21 protein-coding genes and 1 pseudogene are annotated in these 22,080 nt (G+C 65.7%); 9 read left to right on the top strand and 13 right to left on the bottom strand.

What is annotated here, in order from left to right; all coding sequences use genetic code 11:
- From ACF3NH_RS20835 to ACF3NH_RS20820, 4 genes are all read right to left on the bottom strand, one after another.
- Positions 1–324 (bottom strand): HU family DNA-binding protein, encoded by a 324-nt coding sequence (locus ACF3NH_RS20835; RefSeq protein WP_422925673.1) that lies wholly within the window; start codon positions 322–324, stop codon positions 1–3.
- Between the two features lie 757 nt (positions 325–1,081).
- Entirely contained in the window at positions 1,082–2,392 is a 1,311-nt protein-coding gene (locus ACF3NH_RS20830) for an MFS transporter (protein ID WP_422925671.1), read from the bottom strand.
- A 56-nt stretch (positions 2,393–2,448) separates the two neighbouring features.
- Complete coding sequence (locus tag ACF3NH_RS20825; RefSeq protein WP_422925669.1) at positions 2,449–3,111, bottom strand: hypothetical protein; 663 nt, start codon at positions 3,109–3,111, stop codon at positions 2,449–2,451.
- A gap of 11 nt (positions 3,112–3,122) precedes the next feature.
- Complete coding sequence (locus ACF3NH_RS20820) at positions 3,123–3,845, bottom strand: HupE/UreJ family protein (RefSeq protein WP_422925667.1); 723 nt, start codon at positions 3,843–3,845, stop codon at positions 3,123–3,125.
- A 507-nt stretch (positions 3,846–4,352) separates the two neighbouring features.
- On the opposite strand from ACF3NH_RS20820, the gene ACF3NH_RS20815 reads away from it, so the two are divergent.
- The 4 genes from ACF3NH_RS20815 to ACF3NH_RS20800 all read left to right on the top strand — a co-directional run bounded on the left by ACF3NH_RS20815 (position 4,353) and on the right by ACF3NH_RS20800 (position 7,694).
- Positions 4,353–4,631 (top strand): metal-sensing transcriptional repressor, encoded by a 279-nt coding sequence (locus tag ACF3NH_RS20815; protein WP_422925664.1) that lies wholly within the window; start codon positions 4,353–4,355, stop codon positions 4,629–4,631.
- Between the two features lie 11 nt (positions 4,632–4,642).
- Positions 4,643–5,797 (top strand): nickel/cobalt efflux transporter, encoded by a 1,155-nt coding sequence (locus ACF3NH_RS20810; RefSeq protein ID WP_422925662.1) that lies wholly within the window; start codon positions 4,643–4,645, stop codon positions 5,795–5,797.
- Positions 5,798–5,825: 28 nt separating this feature from the next.
- Entirely contained in the window at positions 5,826–6,263 is a 438-nt protein-coding gene (locus ACF3NH_RS20805) for a YqaA family protein (protein ID WP_422925660.1), read from the top strand.
- 84 nt (positions 6,264–6,347) lie between these two features.
- The gene (locus ACF3NH_RS20800) at positions 6,348–7,694 is read left to right on the top strand and encodes a hemolysin family protein (RefSeq protein WP_422925658.1); all 1,347 of its coding nucleotides are present in this window, start codon (positions 6,348–6,350) and stop codon (positions 7,692–7,694) included.
- Between the two features lie 494 nt (positions 7,695–8,188).
- On the opposite strand, the gene ACF3NH_RS20795 is transcribed toward ACF3NH_RS20800, so the two are convergent.
- Complete coding sequence (locus tag ACF3NH_RS20795; RefSeq protein ID WP_422925656.1) at positions 8,189–8,446, bottom strand: hypothetical protein; 258 nt, start codon at positions 8,444–8,446, stop codon at positions 8,189–8,191.
- 292 nt (positions 8,447–8,738) lie between these two features.
- Here ACF3NH_RS20795 and ACF3NH_RS20790 point away from each other — a divergent pair, with 292 nt between their 5' ends.
- Entirely contained in the window at positions 8,739–9,572 is an 834-nt protein-coding gene (locus tag ACF3NH_RS20790) for a chromate resistance protein ChrB domain-containing protein (protein ID WP_422925654.1), read from the top strand.
- The gene (gene chrA / locus ACF3NH_RS20785) at positions 9,569–10,948 is read left to right on the top strand and encodes a chromate efflux transporter (RefSeq protein ID WP_422925652.1); all 1,380 of its coding nucleotides are present in this window, start codon (positions 9,569–9,571) and stop codon (positions 10,946–10,948) included. Before ACF3NH_RS20790 ends, chrA begins: the two co-directional genes overlap by 4 nt.
- A 110-nt stretch (positions 10,949–11,058) precedes the next feature.
- On the opposite strand, the gene ACF3NH_RS20780 is transcribed toward chrA, so the two are convergent.
- Positions 11,059–11,727 (bottom strand): IS1595 family transposase, encoded by a 669-nt coding sequence (locus ACF3NH_RS20780; protein WP_422925650.1) that lies wholly within the window; start codon positions 11,725–11,727, stop codon positions 11,059–11,061.
- A 116-nt stretch (positions 11,728–11,843) separates the two neighbouring features.
- Between ACF3NH_RS20780 and ACF3NH_RS20775 the strand changes: the two genes are divergently transcribed.
- On the top strand, positions 11,844–12,056 hold the full coding sequence (locus ACF3NH_RS20775) for a hypothetical protein (protein WP_422925648.1): 213 nt from the start codon (positions 11,844–11,846) through the stop codon (positions 12,054–12,056).
- Between the two features lie 436 nt (positions 12,057–12,492).
- Here ACF3NH_RS20775 and ACF3NH_RS20770 read toward each other — a convergent pair whose 3' ends face one another.
- The 6 genes and pseudogenes from ACF3NH_RS20770 to istA (ACF3NH_RS20745) all read right to left on the bottom strand — a co-directional run bounded on the left by ACF3NH_RS20770 (position 12,493) and on the right by istA (ACF3NH_RS20745) (position 18,592).
- Positions 12,493–13,071, bottom strand: coding sequence for a bifunctional transcriptional activator/DNA repair enzyme AdaA (locus ACF3NH_RS20770; protein WP_422925646.1), 579 nt, complete (start codon positions 13,069–13,071; stop codon positions 12,493–12,495).
- Between the two features lie 293 nt (positions 13,072–13,364).
- On the bottom strand, positions 13,365–14,093 hold the full coding sequence (gene istB / locus ACF3NH_RS20765) for an IS21-like element helper ATPase IstB (RefSeq protein ID WP_115359213.1): 729 nt from the start codon (positions 14,091–14,093) through the stop codon (positions 13,365–13,367).
- Complete coding sequence (istA, locus tag ACF3NH_RS20760) at positions 14,093–15,592, bottom strand: IS21 family transposase (RefSeq protein WP_019463079.1); 1,500 nt, start codon at positions 15,590–15,592, stop codon at positions 14,093–14,095. The genes istB (ACF3NH_RS20765) and istA (ACF3NH_RS20760) overlap by 1 nt, the downstream gene beginning before the upstream one ends.
- Positions 15,593–15,705: 113 nt before the next feature.
- A pseudogene (locus tag ACF3NH_RS20755) lies at positions 15,706–16,209 on the bottom strand (IS66 family transposase); the annotation flags it as partial.
- A gap of 81 nt (positions 16,210–16,290) precedes the next feature.
- Positions 16,291–17,073: an IS21-like element helper ATPase IstB gene (istB, locus tag ACF3NH_RS20750; RefSeq protein ID WP_419900795.1), complete on the bottom strand. Its 783-nt coding sequence runs from the start codon at positions 17,071–17,073 to the stop codon at positions 16,291–16,293.
- Positions 17,063–18,592, bottom strand: coding sequence for an IS21 family transposase (gene istA, locus ACF3NH_RS20745; RefSeq protein ID WP_419900794.1), 1,530 nt, complete (start codon positions 18,590–18,592; stop codon positions 17,063–17,065). Before istA (ACF3NH_RS20745) ends, istB (ACF3NH_RS20750) begins: the two co-directional genes overlap by 11 nt.
- 100 nt (positions 18,593–18,692) lie before the next feature.
- Here istA (ACF3NH_RS20745) and ACF3NH_RS20740 point away from each other — a divergent pair, with 100 nt between their 5' ends.
- Together ACF3NH_RS20740 and ACF3NH_RS20735 are read left to right on the top strand one after the other, a co-directional pair.
- A complete protein-coding gene (locus ACF3NH_RS20740; protein WP_422925644.1) occupies positions 18,693–18,941 on the top strand; it encodes a CBS domain-containing protein in 249 nt (82 codons plus the stop codon).
- Between the two features lie 226 nt (positions 18,942–19,167).
- Positions 19,168–20,688 (top strand): acetyl-CoA hydrolase/transferase family protein, encoded by a 1,521-nt coding sequence (locus ACF3NH_RS20735; protein WP_422925642.1) that lies wholly within the window; start codon positions 19,168–19,170, stop codon positions 20,686–20,688.
- 138 nt (positions 20,689–20,826) lie between these two features.
- Here ACF3NH_RS20735 and ACF3NH_RS20730 read toward each other — a convergent pair whose 3' ends face one another.
- Positions 20,827–21,927, bottom strand: a complete 1,101-nt coding sequence (locus ACF3NH_RS20730) for an IS630 family transposase (protein ID WP_422925640.1) — start codon at positions 21,925–21,927, stop codon at positions 20,827–20,829.
- Positions 21,928–22,080 lie beyond the last annotated feature (153 nt).

Below are 22,080 nucleotides of genomic sequence, written 5' to 3'. Positions count from 1 at the left end.
TCAGCCCGCCTTGGCGGCTCTGGCGGTCTTGCGCTTGGCCTTCTTGGCGCCAGCGAAGGCCGCTTCCTTCAGCGAGGGGCTCGCCTTGAACCTTACGGTTGCCCCAGCCTTCACCGCCACCTTCTCGCCTGTTCGCGGGTTCAGCGCCGTGCGCTTAGGCGTCTCGCGCACCGTGAAGGAGCCAAAATCAGGCAACGAGAAGCGGCCGGTCCCGATGATCTCAGCCTTGATGGCCTCGATGAGATCGGCGGCCAGGCGGCTTGCCGCCACGCCTGTCATATCGGTGGATTGCTGGATCACGTCTGTGAGGAAGCGCTTGGACATGGCACGATTCTAACCAGAACCGCCCTGCCTGCCTACTCTCATCGAGCGGTTCTGGCTGGCCCATCATACTGCGGCATTCCGCCACCTCCGGCGCTTCCGTGGGCTTCACAGCGATCAAGATGTTGCGAAATATTGTCATCGCGATCCGCTCATTGCTGCTAACCGGGACGCTGCCTCGTCAGCGGCATGGACTTGTGCTGACCACGGATAGAAGAGAGGCACGTCGCGATGCGACGTCCGTTCGGCCGTTGAGCGGCCCGATTACAGAAGGCTTGTGAATGGACCACCTATGATCCGCTGAATCTGGTCAGCTTACCGCAACCGGTTCGCCACAAAAGTCTATAATCAGCCCTCTAGCCTCAGGTTCTTAATGGCTTCCAGGCGTTGTCTCCCTGCTGACCAGGAATGACGTAGGCACGTCAGTACGTCCGTCGTGCTCCTGGTCTCGCGGCTTCGGCTGAGTGACGCCCAGGCCCCGCATAAAAAGCTGAGCGCCGCTGCGGTGAGTCCAACTACCAACCAGCCACAGGATCGGCATGAGGTAGAGCAGCCCAGCGGGCACTAGCATTGTGATGCCCTCCAGTCGCTGATTTCCTCGCAGGTTGAGGCCCCTGTGGCTGCGTTGCATGAAATGCAGCGTGTAGAGCGGTCGCGGCGCCGAGGCGATGCGCGGCTACCGTTTCCTCCAAGCAAGCTCCAGGCAAGGCCTATGCACCTCATGGATGCCGTGGTGCAGCGAGTCCTTCACGACACGACCTCAAGGTCTCGGCCACCTGTGGTGAAGGTCGTCGATGACGTAAGTGTGCCGGTGCCGCTGGCCCGCCGCATGCGCCATGTGGGGGTGAGCTGCAGGCAGATCCTGGTGCATGTGCTCGAGGTCCTCGTCATCGCGGCGGGGCCAGACCATCGCGGCTGCCAGGATGCCAAGAGCGACGAGGAGCGCCATGACCTCGAACGTTGCGTCCGTACCGAACGCGGCGCCCAGCCATCCAGCCAGCGGATAGGTCAGCAGCCAGCAGGCGTGCGACAGCGCGAACTGCGCGGCGAACACAGCGGGCCGGTCCCCGGGGTGGGCGGACCGACGCAGTAGGCGGCCTGAGGGCGTCAGCACCATGCCGTTGCCGAGGCCCAGCATGAGCCAGATCGGCAGCAGGGTGCCCCAGCCGTTGGCGATCGGGGCCAGGATCATGCCGAGGCACAGCAGCGCAGCGCCGCCCAACATGGCCGTACGATCCGACAGGTTCTCCAGCAGCTTCGGCAGCAGCAACGCGCTGAGCATGGAACCGAAGCCATAGGCCGCCAGTGTCCAGGCTACCTCGCGGTCACCCAGCCCAAAGTTCCCCTTCACCAACACCACGGTGTTGACGATCACCATGGCGCCCGCCGCCGCCACGGCCAGGTTAAAGGCCAGCAGCCCTCGCAGCCGCGGCGTGGCCAGGTAGATGCGCGTGCCCCGTGTCGTGCGCTCGTAGATGCCGCCCTGTTGCTCGGGCGGCGTCGGCGAAGGCAACGCCAGCGTCACCACCAGCGCCGCGGACGCCAGGAATCCCAGTGCCGTCCCGCTGAAGAGCCAGTTGAAGCTGATGACCGTCAGCAGCGCCGCCGCCAGCATCGGGCTCAGCAGGCTCTCCAGGTCATAGGCCAAGCGCAAGAGGGACAGCGCCCGCGTATATTCCCCCTCGTCCGGCAGCACGTCAGGGATGGTGGCCTGGAAGGTTGGGGTGAAGGCGGCCGAGCAGGCCTGGAGCACGAAGATCAGCAGGTAGACCTGCCAGATCTGGGTCACGAAGGGCAGCAGCAGGGCGATCACCGCCCGCACCACGTCCAGCGTCACCAGCAGGATGCGCCGGGGCAGCAGGTGGGTGAAGGCGGAGGCCACCGGCGCCACCCCGACATAGGCCACCATCTTGATGGCCAGGGCAGTGCCGAGCACCGCGCCCGCCTGGTTCCCGGCTAGCTGGAAGGCCAGCAAGCCAAGGGCCACGGTGGCCAGCCCGGTGCCGATCAGGGACAGCACCTGGGCCAGGAACAGACGCCGGTAGACCGGATGGGCAAGGGGGGCGAGCATCGTCGGCAACTCCTGCCACAGGGTCCCGCCCGGTCAGCCGGGCGGGACGGAAGCCGTCAGGGACGGGTGATGGCCTCGTAGGGGCCGCTGGTCCGCAGCGTCACGGTCACGTCCTGCGCCGAGCGGTTGCGCCAGAACCAACCGTGGGTGCCGTCGAAAGCCGCCACCACGTCACCGTTGTCGGCGGAGGTTGAGCGGCCGCTCTTGTAGCTGTGCGAGAAGTTGCGCGGCGGGTTCGGCGGCTCGCCGTGCAGGTCGAAGTTCACTGGACCCGTGGACGTCCAAGAGTAGGTCGCCCGCGCGTCCTTGCGCATACGGAGCTTCACCTCGAGCCCCTGGTTGGGGCGGAGGACCACTGCGGTCTCATCGGAGCGCGCGGCCACCGGCGGTGTCTGCGCGGCGGCCGAGCCGATCAGGAACTGCGCCATGACGGTGCCCATCAGGCTCGAGCGCGGCCCGGTGGAACCAGGCGTGGCGGGTACCAAGGCTTCGCTGGCCCGACGGTCGGCCTCCGCCTCGGCGGCAAGCTGCGCCTTGATCTCGCCCATCTCGGTCAGGCCCAGCACCTTTCCCACACCGGTCGGATCGATGGCGTATTCGGAAGGCAGGACGACGGTCACCAGAATGCCCGCCGCCGCGACCACAGCGATGGCGGTGGAGCGCAGCAACTGCCTGGAGGTCGGCAATTCGGCGCGGGTCGGGAGGTCGGTGTTGTACATTGTCGGATTCCTCAGGACACGAACCAGCCGGTGATCTGATATCCGATCAACACGAACCCGGCGGTCATCATGACGACGTTTGCGGAGTAGGCGTGGCGCAGGAAGCTCGGGCTGCGGCGCCAGAAGCCCATGGCGATGAGAATGGCGCCGAGAGCCAGGAGCTGGCCGATCTCGACACCCACGTTGAAGGCCAGCAGGTTCGGTACCAGGCCGTCAGGCGAGATGTTGTATTCGAGGATCTTCGTGGAGAGCCCGAAGCCGTGGAACAGCCCGAACACCAGGGTCGCCGCCTTGGTATTCGGCTGGAAGCCAAACCAGCGCTGGAAGGCGCCCATATTGTCCAAAGCCTTGTAGACGACGGACAGGCCGATGATGGCATCTATGATGTAGCTGTTGATGCCGAGGCCGAAGTAGACGCCCGCCAGCATCGTCGTGGAATGGCCGAGCGCGAAAAGGCTGACGTAGATGGCGATGTGCTTCATCCGGTACAGGAAGAAGATCACGCCGAGCAGGAACAGGATGTGGTCGTAGCCGGTGACCATGTGCTTGGCGCCCAGATAGACGAAGGGCAGCAGCTTGATGCCGGTGACTTCCTGGATATAGCCCTTGTCGCCCTCGGCGACGGCATGCGCGAGCGCGTCCGAGGCCGTACCGAACAGTGCCAGGCACAGCAGGCTGGCGAACAGCCAAGGCGCACGGAACAGGAGACCGGCTCCTCGTGCAGTCAGTTTCATGAGATTGGACCGGCAGAAAAGTGTTGGAAGAAGCGTTGAGGCTGGCAGCCAGCTAGGCTGACGCCATGGTCCTTGGCGGCCTCTCCAGGCTCATGAGCAGGCCGCGCGGGAGTGCCTCTCGCGGCAGGCTCAGCCGCAGCCTGTGCGACGTCTGACGCCCGGCGGCGCGGCCAGTCTCGGGCACCACCGCTTCGTGGAAGTGGTCAGGCACGGCCTGGTCGTGCGAGTGCCGGTAGTCTCCGGCGTCCTGGACCGTCCGGTGGTCCGAGAAGGATGACCCGGCATGGCCAGCATCGGCTTCTATCCAGGTTTGAGGCGCTGGCGGCATGGTGGCGCCCAGGAGCGTCGCGCCGCCGACTACCATCAGGACGATGACGAGCAGGCGAAAGACCGCTGCAACCCCTCTCGTGCCCCGCATGCGCTCCCCTAGAATCTCGTGCGTGACATGCATTCCGCAGGCCCTATAGCAAGTTGACTAGATCCCTACCAGGGGGATAGGTCTAGAGCATGACCGTCCCCCATGTCCATGCCTCGCACCCGGAGATCGTGAAGCGCCTGAAGCGCGCCGACGGCCATCTCCGCAGCGTGGTCGAGATGATCGAGCAGGGCCGCTCCTGCCTCGACATCGTGCAGCAACTCCACGCGGTGGAGGCGGCCATCGCCAATGCCAAGCGCACCCTGATCCACGACCATCTCGACCACTGCCTTGATGACGTCGTAGGGGCGGTGCCGCGTGCTGAGCGGGGTCCGATCGACGAGTTCAAGGCCATCACGAAGTACCTCTGAAGGCGCGCCCCATGACCCCCTTCTCCGAACTGCTCGCCCAGGGATCCGCCCACGCCTGGCTCTTCATTCCCAGCGCTATCCTGCTGGGTGCCCTGCATGGGCTGGAGCCGGGGCATTCCAAGACCATGATGGCGGCCTTCATCGTCGCCGTCCGGGGCAGCGTGACGCAGGCGGTGCTGCTGGGCCTCGCGGCGACCTTCTCGCACACGCTGGTGGTCTGGGGCATCGGCCTAGGGGGCCTGTATCTCTGGAAGGGCTTCGACGCTGAGACCGCGGAGCCATATTTCCAGCTTGCCTCCGCCGTGGCGATTATCGCCATGGCCATCTGGATGCTGTGGCGGACCTGGCGGGACCAGCAGGCCAACGGTGCCCCCGGATACTCGCACGACCATGGACACGACCACGAGCACCACCATGGGCACAGCCATGGCGAGGAGGTGCGGCGCATCGACACCGGCCATGGCGTGGTCGCCCTGGAGGTGTTCGAGGACGGCGTCCCGCCGCGCTGGCGGCTGCGGTCGGAACGCGGTCCGCACTGGGCGGCCGAGGATGTGACGGTGGAGACCCTTCGCCCGGGCGGGCAGCGCCAGAGCTTCGGCTTCGTCGACCGCGGCGGCTACCTCGAGTCCGCCACCGACATCCCGGAGCCTCACGAGTTCACCGCCCGCCTGAGCCTGTCCCATGGCAACCATGCCCACGATTACGAGGTGGTCTTCGCGGAACACAGCGACGGTCACGAGCGCGAGCCTCTGGCACCCGGTGCCTTTGCGACCACGGATGGCTACCAGGACGCCCACGAGCGTGCACATGCCAGCGACATCCAGCGCCGGTTCGCCGGACGCCAGGTGACGACCTGGCAGATCGTGCTGTTCGGGCTGACGGGCGGGCTGGTGCCGTGCCCGGCAGCCATCACGGTGCTGCTGATCTGCCTCCAGCTTCAGGAGTTCACCCTCGGCGCCGCGCTGGTGCTGTGCTTCAGCATCGGCCTTGCCATCACGCTGGTAACGGTCGGCGTCATTGCCGCGACCGGCATGCGCCATGCGACCCGCCGGTGGTCGGGCTTCGACACCTTCATGCGCCGGGCGCCCTATGCCTCGGGCGTGCTCATCATCCTTGTGGGCCTCTACGTCGGCGCCGTCGCTCTGACGCATCTCGCGGCGGCCTGAGGCAGGCGTCGGTCCGGGCTGGACAGCGATGGGCGGGTTCGCAGTCTATGCCGGGTTGTTCGTGGCGGCTTTCGCGGCCGCCACCATCCTGCCGATGCAGTCCGAGGCGGTGCTGGTCGGCCTCCTGCTGACCGACACCTACTCCCCCACACTTTTGCTCGTCGTGGCCAGCGTGGCGAATACCACCGGATCGGCCCTGAACTGGCTGCTGGGCAGATCCGTGGAGCACTACCGGCATCGCCGGTGGTTCCCCGTCAGCGACGCCATGCTGACGCGTGCCCAAGGCTGGTACCAGCGTTACGGCCGATGGTCCCTGCTGTTCAGCTGGCTGCCTATCGTGGGAGATCCGCTGACGGTTGTCGCAGGTGTTATGCGCGAGCCATTCCCGATCTTCCTCCTCTTGGTCGCTATCGCCAAAACCGGCCGCTATGTTGTGCTGGCGGCACTGACCCTGGGCTTTCTCTGAGAGCCAAGGTCAGGCTGTCCCACATCGCGGGCCGCACCCTGGAGTGTCGTCCCGACATGCCGCTGCGGCTCTTTGGAGGACGTTTTGCTCGATATCGCCGTGGTTCTGGTCCTTGTCGTCGTCAACGGCATCTTCTCCCTCTCCGAACTTGCGGTGATCTCCGCACGGCGACCGAGGCTGCGAGTAATGGCTGCGGAAGGCAGGTCCGGAGCTCAGGCAGCCCTGGATCTCGCCGAGGAACCGGGGCGCTTCCTATCCACTGTCCAGATTGGCATCACGCTCGTTGGCGTACTGGCGGGCGCATTCTCGGGCGCTGCTCTGGGCGGCCAGCTGACAGACATCCTGCTGGGTCTCGGCGTCTCGTCCGCTCTTGCCAACCCCTTGGGATTTGGCGCCGTTGTGGCGCTGGTGACCTACCTCTCGATCGTCGTCGGCGAGCTGGTGCCCAAGCGCCTGGCACTCCGCAACCCTGAAGGCTTCGCTTGCCGGGTCGCCCCCCTGATGCGGATCGTCTCGAAGGTGGCGGCACCGGTGGTCTGGCTGCTCGACGCTTCCAGCAACCTGATCTTTGGCTTGCTCGGTCTGGGTGCCGAGGAAGAGGAGAAGGTGACGGATGACGACCTGCGCTCGCTGGTTGCCGAGGCCGAGCGGCACGGCACCATCGAGACGGCGGAGCGCCGGATGATCTCGGGCGTGCTGCGGCTTGGGGACCGTGCGGTGCGTGGCGTCATGACGCCTCGTGGCGACGTGGACTGGATTGATGCCGCGGCAGGTGATGCAGTGACCCACGCCGTCCTGATGCGCACCTCCCATTCGCGCCTGCCCGTGGGCGACGGGTCCCCGGATCAGATGATCGGCGTGGTGCAGTCGCGTGAACTCCTGGCCGCCATGTTGCGTGGTGAGCCTATGGACATCCGCGCCCTGGCACGGACCGCTCCCATCGTGCCGGATACGGCCGACGCCCTGGACCTCCTGGCCACCTTGCGCGCAGCAGAGGTTCCAATGGCCCTGGTGCATGACGAGTATGGCCACTTTGAGGGTATCGTCACCCCGACCGACCTGACCGGCGCCATCGTAGGCGACTTCAAGTCGGACATCGAGGCGGGTGAGGAGCCAGCCGCCGTCAAACGCGAGGACGGCTCCTGGCTGCTGGCAGGATGGATGCCTGCGGACGAAATGGCGGACCGCCTGAAGATCAACCTAAGTGCTGAACGTGGCTATGAGACGGTCGCGGGATTGGTCCTGCAAGCAATGGGAAGGCTGCCCCAGGTCGGCGAGACGGTGCAGGCGCATGGCTGGAAGTTCGAAGTCGTCGACCTGGACGGCCGCAGGATCGACAAGGTTCTCGCCTCGGAAGTGACGGTGAATGCGAGCTTGGCGCAGCGTCGGCCCGGGGCAGGGCCAGCCCCCTTGCTGGTCAGCCCCCGGTAGCCTGAGCCGACGAGCCGGATTGGGCGCTCCGGTCGGTCAACCGGGGCGCCTCCTGCAATCACGGAGGCTGAGGAAGGGTCCAACTCCACCTTCGTGGTCATAGAGCACCTTAACCGTTTCGAGGTTGATGGCCTGGCTCTGGCCACGCCCGATGCGCAGGGTCTCCCCTGCATAGGGAGCAAGAAAGCCTCCCATGGGGTTCTCGAGTGGCGGACTGGCGCCTTGGGGAAACGCGCCGACCGACATGGTCCAGCTAAGGGTTTCACCGGTCAGGTTGCGGAGGAAGGCGCGGTACTCGTAGGTGCCCCGCCTGAGCATCACCGTATAGACGAAGTCGACCCGCAGCCTGCCCGAACACGCGGCGTCTCCGGATCGAGCATAACCCTCTGGCACCACGCCCATGCTGGTACCGGCCAGGAGGAATAAGCCCAGCCGTCGGCACCACGGCATCGAGCGGCGCCGTTCGGCCGGTTCAAGCTCCCGCCGCCCCCATGTCACAGCCTGTCGATGACTTTGGCCGCACTTAGCAACGCGACCAGCAATGCCGAAACGGTGGCAGCCAGGGCAGCCCGCCGATTGAGAATCTGGGCGCGGTTCATGGCAATGACGAGACGGTTCAGGTCACCGCCGTCGATGAGGTCGCGCGTATGGACGCGGCGTACGCGTCCGCCGCTGGCCTGAAACCAAAGCCAGGCGGCGCCGAGGGCGGTGAAGGTGGCGAGAAGTTCGGCACCGAAGGTCAAAGAGGCCATGAGCGGTGATCTGGCCGATCCACACCTGTGCCACAAGTGCCCGAATCGCTCCGGAGTCGGCGGCGAAGGCTTCGCCGTTCACATGCCATCTGGCTAACGGGAGATGGCCTTCAAGGCGAGGGACGGACGATGCCACCACACATCTGACCCTGGCCTGGAGACCCCACCAGCGATTCTTGACAAACCAGGACACCAGTCATCATCCTGATCGCAAGGGGACACTCGCGATCGCCCCGTGAGGCTTCGGCCGAAGCATCGCGTCCGACACTCCACAACGATGGAGGGGACGCCCATGCCCGCACCCGACACCATCACCACTACACAGCTTGCCCGGCTCATCGGCCTGCCCGATGCCCCGATGCTGCTCGATATCCGAACAGAGGAAGATTACGCGGCGGACCTGCGCCTGCTCCCGGCTTCCTTGCGGCGCGACCATCGCGACGTGCCCACCTGGATGGCGAACCAAGCCGACCGGCACGTGGTGGTGATCTGCCAGCGCGGCCTCAAGCTCAGTCACGGCGTCGCCGCTTGGCTACGCCACGGCGGTGCGCGGGCTGAGGTGCTTGAGGGTGGCTTCGAGGCATGGGCGGCCGAAGGCCATTTGCTGGTACGTCCGGACCGACTTCCTACGCGCGATGCGCAGGGGCGGACGGTCTGGGTCACGCGTTCCCGGCCGAAGGTCGACCGGATCGCCTGCCCATGGCTGATCCGGCGCTTCGTGGATCCGTCTGCCGTCTTCCTATTCGTGGCGCCGTCCGAGGTTGGTGCTGTGGCAGAACGCTTCAGCGCAGCGCCATTCGACATCGAGGGGGTGTTCTGGAGCCACCGTGGTGAGACCTGCACCTTCGACACCATGGTCCAGGAGTTCGGGCTGACTTCCGAGCCGCTGCTCCGGCTGGCTGAGATCGTGCGTGGCGCCGACACCGCCCGACCCGACCTTGCGCCACAGGCGGAGGGGCTGCTGGCGGCCTCCCTTGGGCTGTCCCGAATGCACCGGGATGACCTGGCGCAACTCGACGCCGCGATGGGTCTGTATGACGCCTTCTACCGCTGGAGCCGCGACGCCGTCGCCGAGAACCACAACTGGCCAGCGGCGCCGGGTGCAGCCAGGAGGTCCGGGCAGTGACCGACAACACAGTGCGCGAGGTCAGGCAGCCTACCCTGTCCATTCCGGAGGAAGAGCCTGCGCTACCATCCTTCGCCGAAGCCGTGCGCGTCTGGCTGAAGATCGGCCTGCTGTCCTTCGGCGGCCCGGCGGGGCAGATCGCACTGCTGCACCGGGAGGTGGTGGACGAGCGCCGTTGGGTGTCGGATGCCCGGTTCCTGCACGCCCTGAACTTCTGCACCCTGCTGCCGGGGCCCGAGGCCCAGCAGCTCGCCACCTATCTCGGCTGGCTGCTGCACGGGGTGCGCGGCGGGTTGGCGGCAGGCGTCCTGTTCGTGCTGCCGGGTGCGGCCGTGATGCTGGGCCTGTCCATCCTCTACGCCACGCTGGGGCAGGTGCCAGTGGTCTCGGCGCTGTTCTTCGGTCTGAAATGCGCGGTGCTGGTGCTGGTAGTCGAGGCCCTGCTGCGGGTCGCCCGCCGCGCGCTGAAGACTAGCGCCGCCTGGGCGCTCGCCGCGGCCGCCTTCCTCGCGCTCTACGTCTTCGGCGTGCCGTTTCCCGCTGTGGTGCTGGCGGCGGCGCTCATCGGCTACTTCGCCCCGGGAGCGTTCAAGGGAAGTGGCCACGGCACGGCCAAGAACGGTCCACCCGCGCTGCTGGACGCGGTGCTCGCGGCCGACCCGGGGCGCCCGGCCCGCATGGCATCCAAGGCCTGGCGTGCGGGCTGGATTGCCATCGCGCTCTGGGTGGCACCGGTTGCCCTGCTCATGGTGGCCGGAGCCGGGGTCTTCGCCGACGCCGCCTGGTTCTTCTCCAAGATGGCGGTGGTCACGGTCGGCGGCGCCTACGCCGTGCTGGCCTATGTCGCGCAGGAAGCAGTGCAGGGCTACGGCTGGTTGTCCGCCGACCAGATGCTAGTCGGCCTCGGCCTGGCCGAGACGACGCCGGGGCCGCTGATCCTGGTGCTTCAGTTCGTGGGCTTTCTGGCGGGCTTCGGCCAGGGCGGGCTGATCTGGGGCGTGCTGGCCTCGGTGCTGACGGTATGGGTCACCTTCGCGCCCTGCTTCGCCTTCATCTTCCTGGGCGCTCCCTTCGTCGAGCGGCTGCATGCTAACCGCAAGCTGACCAGCGCCCTGGCCGCGGTCACGGCCGCAGTTGTGGGCGTCATCGCCAACCTCGCGCTCTGGTTTGGTCTGCGGGTGCTCTTCGCCGAGGTACGGCGGGTGGAGGTCGGCCCGGCGGCACTGGACATCCCGGTCCCGGGCAGCCTGGACATCCTTGCCCTGGCGCTTGCCGCAGTCGCTGTGGCGTGCCTGTTCGGCTTCAAACTCGGCCTGCTGAGAACACTCGGCACCACCGCGGCTCTCGGCTTGGCGGCGAAGCTCGCACTTGGCTAAAGTCGCTCCACGCGAGGTCCGCTTTCCCGCCCGCCCATCCCGAAGCGGACGCATTCGGCCAAGACCTACCATGGTTACCATTTCATTAGGGGCTGGCATAGGTAAGCGTGTTACGGACTGCGCTTAATGGTCAGCTTAGCCCATTTTCCCAAGGTCCGAAGCAGGCTCTTGGGCGAGCCGTGATTGAAGCGCCACTCGCATTCGGCCAGGAACAGATGGAAGTTCTGGCGCGGGATGCCATTGTATCGACGCAGATGCCGCTTGGCCTGGTTCCAGAAATTCTCAATGCCGTTGATATGGTTGCGGCCCTGGCCAAACCGCTGGCTGTGGTCGATGCGCTGATGGTGGAATTCGGAGACGTCCAGCACGTTGTAGCTGCCGAGCGAATCTGAATAGACCACTGAATCCGGGCGGATTCTCTGGCGGATGATCGGCAGCAGGGTCTTGCCGCGGGCGTCAGGAATCATCACCGCATGCACTCGTCCCTGGCGCTTCAACAGGCCGAAGACGACCACTTTTCCGGCGGCACCGCGCCCGCGCTTACCTTTGCGCTTGCCGCCGAAATAGCTCTCGTCGACTTCCACCTCACCATCGAGCGGGGCTTCCTGGGCGATCTCGTCCTGGATCGTCTCACGCAGTTTTCTGTAGAAGAGCGTGGCGGTATTGCGATTGACGCCGATCAATTCCGCCGCGCTGCGGGCTGGAGTACCCGCCACGAAGTGCTCCAGAAGCCGCTTCTGCGTGGCCAGCGGCAGCCGACTGCGACGACGCTTTTCCATACGACATATCAAGCCTCTATCGGCTTACCTATGCCAGCCCCTTTCATTAAGCATGCCGTCGTTTACGCACCGGGCCCATTCTAGAACATCAGTGCAGCACGCTGGGGAACCTTCGGATGGCTTATGTCGAGATCCAGTATCACAACCGCTACGCGCTCGAAGTGCGAGAGTTTGGTGATCAAGGCTGGGCGATCCATGTTTATGCCCCGCGTTCAGAGCAGCGTCCCAGTAAGATTGCGATCGTCACGACGACCGGCGCAGGGGGGCTCGAGCAACTGATCACCGAGGCCAAGGCGAGGGTAGATCTCGACCTCTCTGAGAGGAAATAGCCTTCCGATCCGCGAAATGGGGCATCTGGATCAGCGCTCAAGCCAGAGACGGCAAGGGCCGAGGCCTCCCTGCTCTCCGCCAAGCCGAGGCAGTCATGCCGCACTTCGTGCTCCGGGGGAAGGCCTGAGGGAAACCCTGGATAGACCGGCAGGCTCAGCACTATCCTGGCCTCCACGACCAGCCGCTCGCATTGCCGGATGATTGCTGCCTGTTGATCGGGGTTGCTACGCCGGATCCTACACGCGCACCCTCACATCGCCATACATTTCCACACGGCCTTGAAGTGCCCCGTCACGACCCGGCCAGGGCTGAGCGCCTGGGGGCGGGATGCCAACAACCGGCGCCGGCATGTCACCTCTCAGGCGGCTAACCGGCATGGCGAGGGCGCCGCGATAGCCTCGTCTGGGGATGCAGCCACTTTTCCGCAAGTCACAGCTATGGACCTCTCAGCTTCCGTCGGATTGCGCCGGGCGGGCGACGGTAGACCTCCGCAAAGACAGCATTGAAGCGGCGCAGGCTTCCAAAGCCTGCCTGCAGGGCGATTTCGGTCATCGTGAGATCCGTGTCGCTCAGCAGGCGCTTGGCCCTCTGAACCCGAGCGGTCCTCGCGACGGCATTCGGGGTGGCCCCCAGGTGCCGCACGAACAGTCGCCGCAGATGCCGTGCCGTCATACCCATGCGGGCCGACAGACTCTCTACGGAGGCCCCTTCACCATCCAGCGCGCCTTCCTCGACGATCAGGCGGAATGCCCGCTCCACTGTGGTCAGGGTGCCTTTCCAGGCGGGAGAGAACGGAACCGTTTCAGGCCGGCACCGCAGGCAGGGCCGGAAGCCTGCCGCTTCGGCCGCGGCAGCGCTCGGCAGGAATTCGATATTGCGACGGTAAGGCAGGCGCACCGGGCAGACCCACCGGCAATAGACGCCCGTGGTCCTGACACACACGAAGAAGCCCCCATCGAAGGCGGGGTCGCGTTGAGCCCAGGCCCTTTCCCAGATCGCTGCTTCGGCCGTCATGCCAGCTATCCTACAGCAGGATGAGGGGTCAGAGAGGACGAGGTCCGATTCCGGCGAGGCAGGGCGGTTCCGATACGCAATCCATGGACGCATCGTTCACCATGAGGTTCCGCCGAGTGTCTGACACCCGCGCCATGCGCTGCTCCGAGTGGGGGCTCCTCGGCCTCCTCTCGCTCCTCTGGGGCGGGTCGTTCTTCTTTTCCAAGGTCGCCCTGTCTGTCAATCGGCACTGAATTGGGACCCCAGATCGGCACGCAAAAGGGACCCTCTTGTGAGGTGTGTTGAGGGGGCGTTCAGGCGCGGTTCTTGAATCGCCAACTATCGTTGCCGGTCTCGACGATGTCGCAGTGGTGAGTGAGGCGGTCGAGTAAGGCAGTGGTCATCTTGGCGTCCCCAAAGACGCTGGGCCATTCACCAAAAGCGAGGTTGGTGGTGACGATGACCGAGGTCTGCTCGTAGAGACGGCTGACAAGGTGGAACAGCAACTGGCCGCCGGACTGGGCGAATGGCAGATAGCCGAGCTCGTCGAGGACAACGAAATCCAGGCGGCAGAGATGATCGGCGATGCGCCCTTGTCGTCCGGCCCGGGTCTCGGCCTCGAGGCGGTTCACCAGGTCAACCACGTTGTAGAACCGTCCGCGCGCTCCATCGCGGATGCAGGCCCGGGCAATGGCGATAGCCAAATGGGTTTTGCCCGTGCCGGTGCCACCGACGAGCACCACGTTGCGCTGCTGGGCCAGGAACCCGCCACCCGCGAGATCACGGACCAGAGCCTCGTTAACCGGGGTACCGTCGAACCCGAACTCGTCCACGTCCTTGGCCAGCGGCAGCTTGGCGGTGGCGATCTGATACTTGATCGAGCGCGCCTGCTTCTCGGCGATCTCGGCCGAGACAAAGTCGCCGATAACCTGCTGTGGCTCATGCTGGCGTTTGACGGCGGTCGTGATGATGGCGTCAAACGCCGCGCGCATGCCGTAGAGCTTCAGCTCGCCCATGGTGGCGAGGATAGCGGTGCGTTCCATCAGGGTCCTCTCCTCAGGCTGTCGTAGCGGCTGCAGTCGGCCAGGGGCGCATGCCGCAGCCGGAGCGCCTCCGGGGTCAGGATGGTCACCGGTGGCGGTGGCTCGCGCTGGCGGGCGAGGATGTTGAGGATGACATCGGCCGAGTGGACGCCCTCACGCAGCGCCTCGCTGCAAGCGGCCTCAACCGCAGCCAGACCGTCGTCCAACACCCTGGTCAGGATCTCCACCATCTGCCGGTCGCCATCGGTGGCTGTGGCCAGCTTGCGGCGGACCCGTTCCAGTGCACTGGGGAGCAGCCAGTCCTTGAACGGTGCCCCGTTGCGCAGCGCTCCAGGTTTGCGCGCCAGCACGGGCACGTAGTGCCAGGGGTCGAACACCGTCTGGTCCCGGCCGAACACGCGCCGGTGCTCGCCCACCACCCGGCCGTCCTGGCGCAACTCGATCCGCTCGGCATAGGCCCGGATCTCGACCGGCCGCCCCACCGCGCTCGCCATCACCGAGTACTTGTTGTTGTCGAACCGCACCAGGCAGGTCTTGGATACCGCGGCAGGCACGGCATGGAACCCGTCGAACCGCCCAGCGTAAGGCACCAGGCTTGGCCGCTCTGCCTCGAACGCCTCCCAGACGGTCCGCTCCCTCTGCTCCGGATGCCGATTGGCCCGGGCATGGGACACGCACCGCTCCAGCAGGAGGGCGTTCAGCTCCTCGTAACTCCTCACCCGCAGCCGCGGCGTAAAGAACCGCTCCCGCACCAGCCCGACCTGGTTCTCGACCTGACCTTTCTCCCAGCCCGAGGCCGGAGTGCAGGCCACCGGCTCGACCAGGTAGTGGCTGCACATGCGCAGGAAACGCCGGTTGTAGGCGCGATCCCGTCCCACCAGGATCGCGTCCACCGCCGTGCGCATGTTGTCGTAGATGCCCCGCGTGCAGGTACCGCGAAAGAAGGCGAACGCCCGGTCATGAGCGTCAAACACCATCTCTTGCGTCTCGCGCGGATAAGCGCGGACGAACAGCATCCGGCTGTGGCACAGCCTCACATGCGCGACTTTGACGGTCACTGTCGTGCCGCCGATCAGCACGACCTCGTGGCTCCAATCGAACTGGTATGCCTCGCCCGGCGCGAAGCTCAGCGGCACGAAGGCTGCTGCCACCGCCGTCGCCCGTGACGCCTGCCACCCCCGCGCATGTCGCCGGACCGCGTCGTAGCCGCCCTCGTACCCCAGCTCACGCAGCGTCTCGTAGACCCGCACCAGCGTCAGCCGCTCGCGCCGCGGCCGCGCCTCGTTCGCCTCCAGCAGGCGCTCCAGCTCGGCCTGCCACGGCCCCAGCTTGGGCTGCGGCTGCCGCGCCCGGCTGTAGCGGAATTCCGTCTCCCCGGACCGCAGAACCTTCCGGACCACCTTTCGCGAAATCCCGAGCTCACGACAGATCGCCTTGATCGACTTGCCCTGCACCCGGTGCAGGCGCCGGATCTTTGCCACTGTCTCCACGACCAGCATCCCAGCACTGGCTCCCGATCATCCCGGAAACCACTGTGAACCCCGCCGTCAGTGGGGTCCCGTTTGGACGCCGATCACCCCTCCAACAGGGTTCCTATTCCATGCCGATCCACATGCATGAGCCGAGCGGCAGCCGGACATCCGTTCACGACCCGCTCGGCCTCGAACACCCGGTCGATGCGCTGTACCGCCTCAGCGGCCAGCGGCGCACGGGCGAGCTCGGCCAGTCCGAACACCTTGCGCCGGAAGTGTGCCCAACACGCGGCCTGGGTGATCGGCCCCGGCTTGCGGCCAATTTGGTAGAGCTCGCCATACCCGGCATAGGCATCGGCCTGCAGGATCCCCGCGTAGGAGGCCAGATGTCGTTTGGGATGCTCAGCGGTGCGGTCGCGCGAGAAGTAGAACACTGCGGCAGGCGGCGCCGGTCCAGCAAACGGCCGGTCGTCTCGCACATAGGTCCACAGGCGGGCGGTAACAGTTTTGCCGCGGGCGAGCAGGGGCACGGTGGTGTCATCCCCGTGCAGGCGCTCAGCCGCCAGGACATGGGCCTGGATCAGCGCATGCAGCGGTGAGAGCACAGCCGCCGCGGTACCGACCCAGTCGGCCAGGGTCGAGACGTGTTGATTGCCACTGAGAGCTGACCCGGGGTTGCCACGGAGATCTGACCCGGGTTGTGGATGCGGGGTTTTCAGATCTCGTCAGGTCGGCTGTGGTTTCCTTTCAGGCTGGGCCTGGGTGGCGGAGCTGTTCCTGAAGCGGAAGCTGTCGTTGCCGGTCTCCAGGATGTGGCAGTGGTGGGTGAGCCGGTCGAGGAGTGCGGTGGTCATTTTGGCATCTCCGAAGATCGCCGCCCACTCACTGAAACTGAGGTTGGTGGTGATGATGACGCTGGTCTGCTCGTAGAGCTTGCTGAGCAGATGAAACAGCAGGGCACCGCCTGAGGCGCTGAACGGCAGGTAGCCCAGCTCGTCGAGGATCAGCAGGTCGGCATGGAGCAGGCGGGCCGCGATCTGTCCGGCCCTTCCGGCGGCTTTCTCCTGCTCCAGCATGTTGACCAGCTCCACCGTGGAGAAGAACCGCACCCGCTTGCGGTGGTGCTCGACCGCCTGGACGCCGAGCGCGGTGGCCACGTGGGTCTTGCCGGTGCCCGGTCCGCCGACCAGCACGATATTGTCGGCGCTGTCCATGAAGGCACCGGCGTGGAGCTGGCGCACCAGGGCCTCGTCGAGGTGGCTGCTGGCGAAGTCGAAGCCTGTCAGGTCCTTGTAGGTAGGGAACCGGGCAGCCTTGAGCTGGTAGGCGATGGAGCGGACCTCGCGCTCGGCGATCTCGGCCTTGAGCAGCTGCGACAGGATGGGGATCGCGCTCTGGAAGGCAGGCGCGCCCTGCTCGGTCAGTTCGGCCGCGGCCTGGGCCATGCCGTGCATCTTGAGGCTGCGCAGCATGATGGCGATGGCGGCGGCCGCCGGGTCATGACGCATGGCGGCCTCCCTGCCTCGGGCGCAGGCTGTCGTAGCGGGCCACATTGGCCTTGGGCTCCTGTTCCAGCACCAGGGCCTGGGGCGCCTCGATCGGCGGCGCCTGGGACGCGGTGCCATCGGTCAGCCGGTGCAGCAGGTTCAGGATATGGGTCTTGCTGGCGACCCCGGCCTGCAGCGCCATCTCCACGGCGACCAGAACGGCCTGCTCGTCGTGCTGCAGCACCAGGGAGAGGATCTCGACCATCTCCCGGTCGCCGCCGGACCTGCCGTGCAGCTGACGCTGGAGCTGCCGGAACGCCTCCGGCAGTTCGGCGAAGGGGGCGCCGTTCCGCAAAGCACCGGGTTTGCGCTGGACCACCGCCAGGTAGTGGCGCCAGTCGTAGACGGTTCGGCCTTGCCCGTGGTGCGACCGCTCGATGATCCGCTGGTGCTCGCAGACGACGGCCCCCTCGGCCACCACCAGGATGCGGTCGGGGTAGATCCGCAGGCTGACCGGCCGGTTGGCGAAGGAGGCGGGCACGCTGTAGCGGTTGCGATCAAAGTGCACGAGGCAGGTGGGCGAAACCCGCTTGGTCTCATCGACGAAGCCGTCGAACACCCGCCGGACCGGCATCAGGCAGTCCACCTCCTGCCGCCAAGCTGCAGCGACGCTGCCGGGCTCCACCCCGTGCGGCATCTCCTGCCAGAGGGTAAGGCATCGCTGCTCCAGCCAGGCATTCAGCGCCGCCAGGCTGGCGACCTGCGGCATCGGCTGCCACAGCCGGTGCCGGGTGTCCTGAACGTTTTTCTCGACCTGACCTTTCTCCCAGCCCGAAGCTGGATTGCAGAACTCGGGCTCGAACAGATAGTGGCTGGCCATCGCCAGGAAGCGGGCGTTGATCTGCCGTTCCCGGCTCTGGCCGATCCGGTCCACGGCGGTGCGCATGTTGTCGTAGATGCCGCGCTGCGGCACGCCGCCCAGCACGCGGAAGCCGTGGTTGTGGGCGTCGAACAGCATCTCGTGCGTCTGCAGCAGGTAGGCTCGTACCAGGAAGGCCCGGCTGTGGCAGAGCTTGAGGTGGGCGACCTGCAGCTTGGTGCGCTCGCCGCCGATGACGGCATGCTCCTCGCTCCAGTCGAACTGAAACGCCTCGCCTGGGCCAAAGGCCAGCGGCACGAAGACACCGCGGCCGGAAGTCTGCTGCTGGCGAAGCCAGTCGTCGCGCCAGGCCCGCACGAAGGCGGCGACCCGCCGGTACGAGCCGTCGTAGCCGAGCCCGGCCAGCTCGGTGTGGAACTGCCGCGCGGTGCGTTTCTGTTTACGTGGCCTCCGGCCATCCGTCCGCAGCCAGGCGGCCAGCCGCTCGGCAAAAGGATCCAGCTTGCTGGGCCGATCGGGGGTCCTGAACACAGGCTCCACCGCCTCGGACCGCAGGTACTTGCGGATGGTGTTCCGCGACAGGCCGGTCCGGCGGGCGATCGCGCGGATCGACAGGTGCTCCCGGAAATGCCAGCGCCGGATCACGCTCAACAACGCCATGTCCAACACTCCCGCTGCCCCCGCCCAAAAGGCTGAGGCTAGCGTCCGAACATGGGTCAACTCTCAGTGGCAATTTCACCCCAAACCGGGTCAGCTCTCAGTGGCAATCAACAGCACCGACCTCGCACCTCAGTTCGCAACCTCTATCGGACGCGACCAGCATCGCGCCACGTTGCTGATGACATCGCCTGTCGACACGGTGACCGAGGACACCGAGCTTGCCGAGCTCGCGGAAATCATGTCGCAGAAGGACATCAAGCGGTTACCTGTCCTTCGCGAGGGCCGTCTCGTGGGGATTGTGAGCCGCGCAGATCTGGTTCGGGCCATCGCCAGGTCGAACCTGGACTAAGGAGCGCTCCTGGGCGCGGCGCCACAGGAACGAACGGGGGTTGAAACTCTATGCAGCCAGGCCCTCACTTATCCCGCTTTTCGATGGCCGGGGCACTATCCGCCGTCAATGGCGCAGTCAGCGATGGGACAGGGTATTTTCATCGTCTGGATGCACCTAAGCTGCGTGTCCATAAGAAGCCACCGCCCGTGCCGCGTAACAGTGGCCGCAATGGGAGCTGATGTTTATGTATCGTGACCGCCTGCGCATGCCTGCCCTCTGGAGCAAGGTAATGAGTCCGGAACAGGCGGCGACGCTGTTCCGCGACGGCATGGTCGTGGGCATGAGCGGCTTCACCCGCGCCGGCGACGCCAAGGAGGTGCCGGTGGCCCTGGCCGAGCGGGCGGCGACGGATCCCCTCAAGATCACCCTGCTGACGGGCGCCTCGCTGGGCAACGACATCGACCGCATCCTGTCCGATGCCGGGGTGATCGCGCGGCGGATGCCCTTCCAGGTCGATCCCGGCCTGCGCCGGCGGATTAACAACGGCGAAGTGATGTTCATCGACCAACACCTCTCGGAAACCGTGGAAATGCTGCGGTCGCGCCAGCTGGGTCCTATCGATCTCGCGGTGATCGAGGCAACGGCCATTACCGAGGAGGGGCATATTGTGCCCACCACCTCGGTGGGCAATTCAGCCAGCTTCGCCATCCTGGCCGAGAGGATTATCATCGAGATCAACCTCAACCATCCGGCCGCGTTGGAGGGGCTGCACGACATCTATATTCCGACCTATCGACCGCATCGTGATCCCATTCCCGTGGTCTCCGCGCGCAGCCGCATCGGTATGACGGCGATTCCCATAGACCCGGCGAAAATCGCGGCCATCGTCATCACCCAGAAGAACGACAGCACCGCACGGATCGATCCGCCGGATGACGACACTCGCGCGATTGCCGGGCACCTGTCCGATCTGTTCCTGCACGAGGTCAAGAAAGGACGAATGGGCCTGACCCTGCAGCCGATGCAGTCCGGCATCGGTGCCATCGCCAACGCCGTGCTGACGGGTTTCGTCGATAGCCCCTTTCACGGCCTGACCATGTATTCGGAGGTCCTGCAGGACAGCACTTTTGAGCTCTTCGATGCCGGCAAGCTGGATTTCGCCTCGGGCTGCTCCATCACCGTCTCCGGCGCCTGGTATGACCGCGCCATTCTGGGCATCGAATCCTATAAGCCGCGGCTCATCCTGCGACCGCAGGAGATCAGCAACCACCCCGAGGTCATCAGGCGGCTCGGTGTGATCGCGATCAACACGGCCCTGGAATGCGACATCTATGGCAACGTCAATTCTACCCATGTGAATGGCACGCATATGATGAATGGCATTGGCGGCTCGGGCGACTTCGCGCGGAACGCCCACATGGCCATCTTCGTGACCAAATCCCTCGCCAAGGGGGGCGCCATCTCCTCCATCGTGCCGATGGTGCCGCATGTTGACCATAACGAGCATGACGTGGATGTTATCGTCACCGAATGCGGGCTGGCCGACCTGCGTGGCCTGGCGCCGCGTGAACGGGCGGAATGCGTGATCGGCAACTGTGCCCATCCCAGCTATCGCGAAGCCCTGCTGGACTATTACCGGGCGGCCGTCAGGCGCGGCGGGCAAACCCCCCACCTGCTCGAAGAGGCTTTCGCCTGGCACGTTCGGGCCCGCGAAACCGGGTCGATGCGGCTTCCCATAGGCGGTTTGGTCTCCACTACACCGTGACTTGAAGATAGACGTGGTTGCCGGTTGTGGGGTGGCAGCGATGCAGAAAGCCGTAGGTATGCTGGCCCTGACGTTCGTTACTGTCGACAAGTTTCCAGATTTCGCCGTCGCTGTTTTGCTCCAGGTCAGCGCCGTCACCTAGTGTCCTGATTCTGTAGTTCCTCCGATCTGCTGGGTGCGCTGGCAGAAGCGCTGGATGGCGGCAAGGATGTCATCGGCGGACTTGGTCCAGCGGAACGGCCTTGGATCGGCGTTATGGGCGTCGATGAAGGCGCGGATGTCGCGCTCCAGCGCCTGGGTGGAACGATGGATGCCGCGCCGGATCTGCTTGTCGGTGATCAGGGCGAAGAAGCGTTCGACCTGGTTGATCCAGGAGGCGCCGGTGGGCGTGAAGTGGACATGCCAGCGCGGGCGCTTGAGCAGCCAGTCGCGGACCGGCTTGGTCTTGTGGGTCGCGTAGTTGTCCATGACGAGATGGACGTCGAGATCCGGCGGCACGGCTTTCTCCACCTGATCCAGGAACTTCCGGAACTCGGTGGAGCGATGCTTCGGATAGCAGCGGCCGATCACCGCCCCGGTCGCGATGTCCAGCGCCGCGAACAGCGAAGTGGTGCCATGGCGGGTATAGTCGTGCGTGCGCCGCTCCGCCTGGCCGGGACTCATCGGCAACAGGGGCTGGGTGCGGTCGAGTGCCTGGATCTGCGACTTCTCATCCACGCACAGCACCAGTGCGCGGTCCGGCGGTGCCAGGTAGAGCCCGACGATGTCGCGCACCTTCTCGACAAAGAGCGGGTCATTGGAGAGCTTGAAGGTCTCGCTCCGGTGCGGCTGCAGCCCGAAGGCCCGCCAGAGGCGGTGGATGGTCGATGGCGCATACCCGACGGCCCGGGCCATGGAGCGCAAAGACCAATGTGTCGCACCTGGCGGCGTTGTTTCCAGTGTCAGCCGGATGGTATCGGCGATCGCGTCATCGCCAATCGTGCGCGGCGTGCCTGGTCTGGGCTCATCGAGCAGCCCGTCCAGGCGATGCGCGGCGAAGCGTCGGCGCCACTTCGAGACCGTGTTGGCGTCTGCACCGACCTCAGCGCCGATCGCCTTGTTCTCCAGACCCACGGCGGCGGCCAATACGATGCGGGCCCGGCGTGCCATGGCCTGCCCGGTCTTGCGCGCCCGGGCCAGGGATTCCAACTCCCGACGCTCAGCCTCATTCAGCGTAATCGTCACCGCTGGCTTGCCCATCACCGCTCCCCTACGACCACCACATGATCGTAGGAATTTCACGATCAGGACACTAGCCCCCTGGCCATAAGTTCTTTTCCCAGCGCCTGCCATGCAAGTTCCAGGAATTCGGTAGACCGGGCCGGACTGGGCAGGAAACGGCGATTGTCGTTC

The organism is Pseudoroseomonas sp. WGS1072 (assembly GCF_049340465.1).
GTDB lineage: Bacteria > Pseudomonadota > Alphaproteobacteria > Acetobacterales > Acetobacteraceae > Pseudoroseomonas.
The sequence above is the reverse complement of the archived record's forward strand: the minus strand, read 5'-3'. Positions and strand labels throughout refer to the sequence as shown.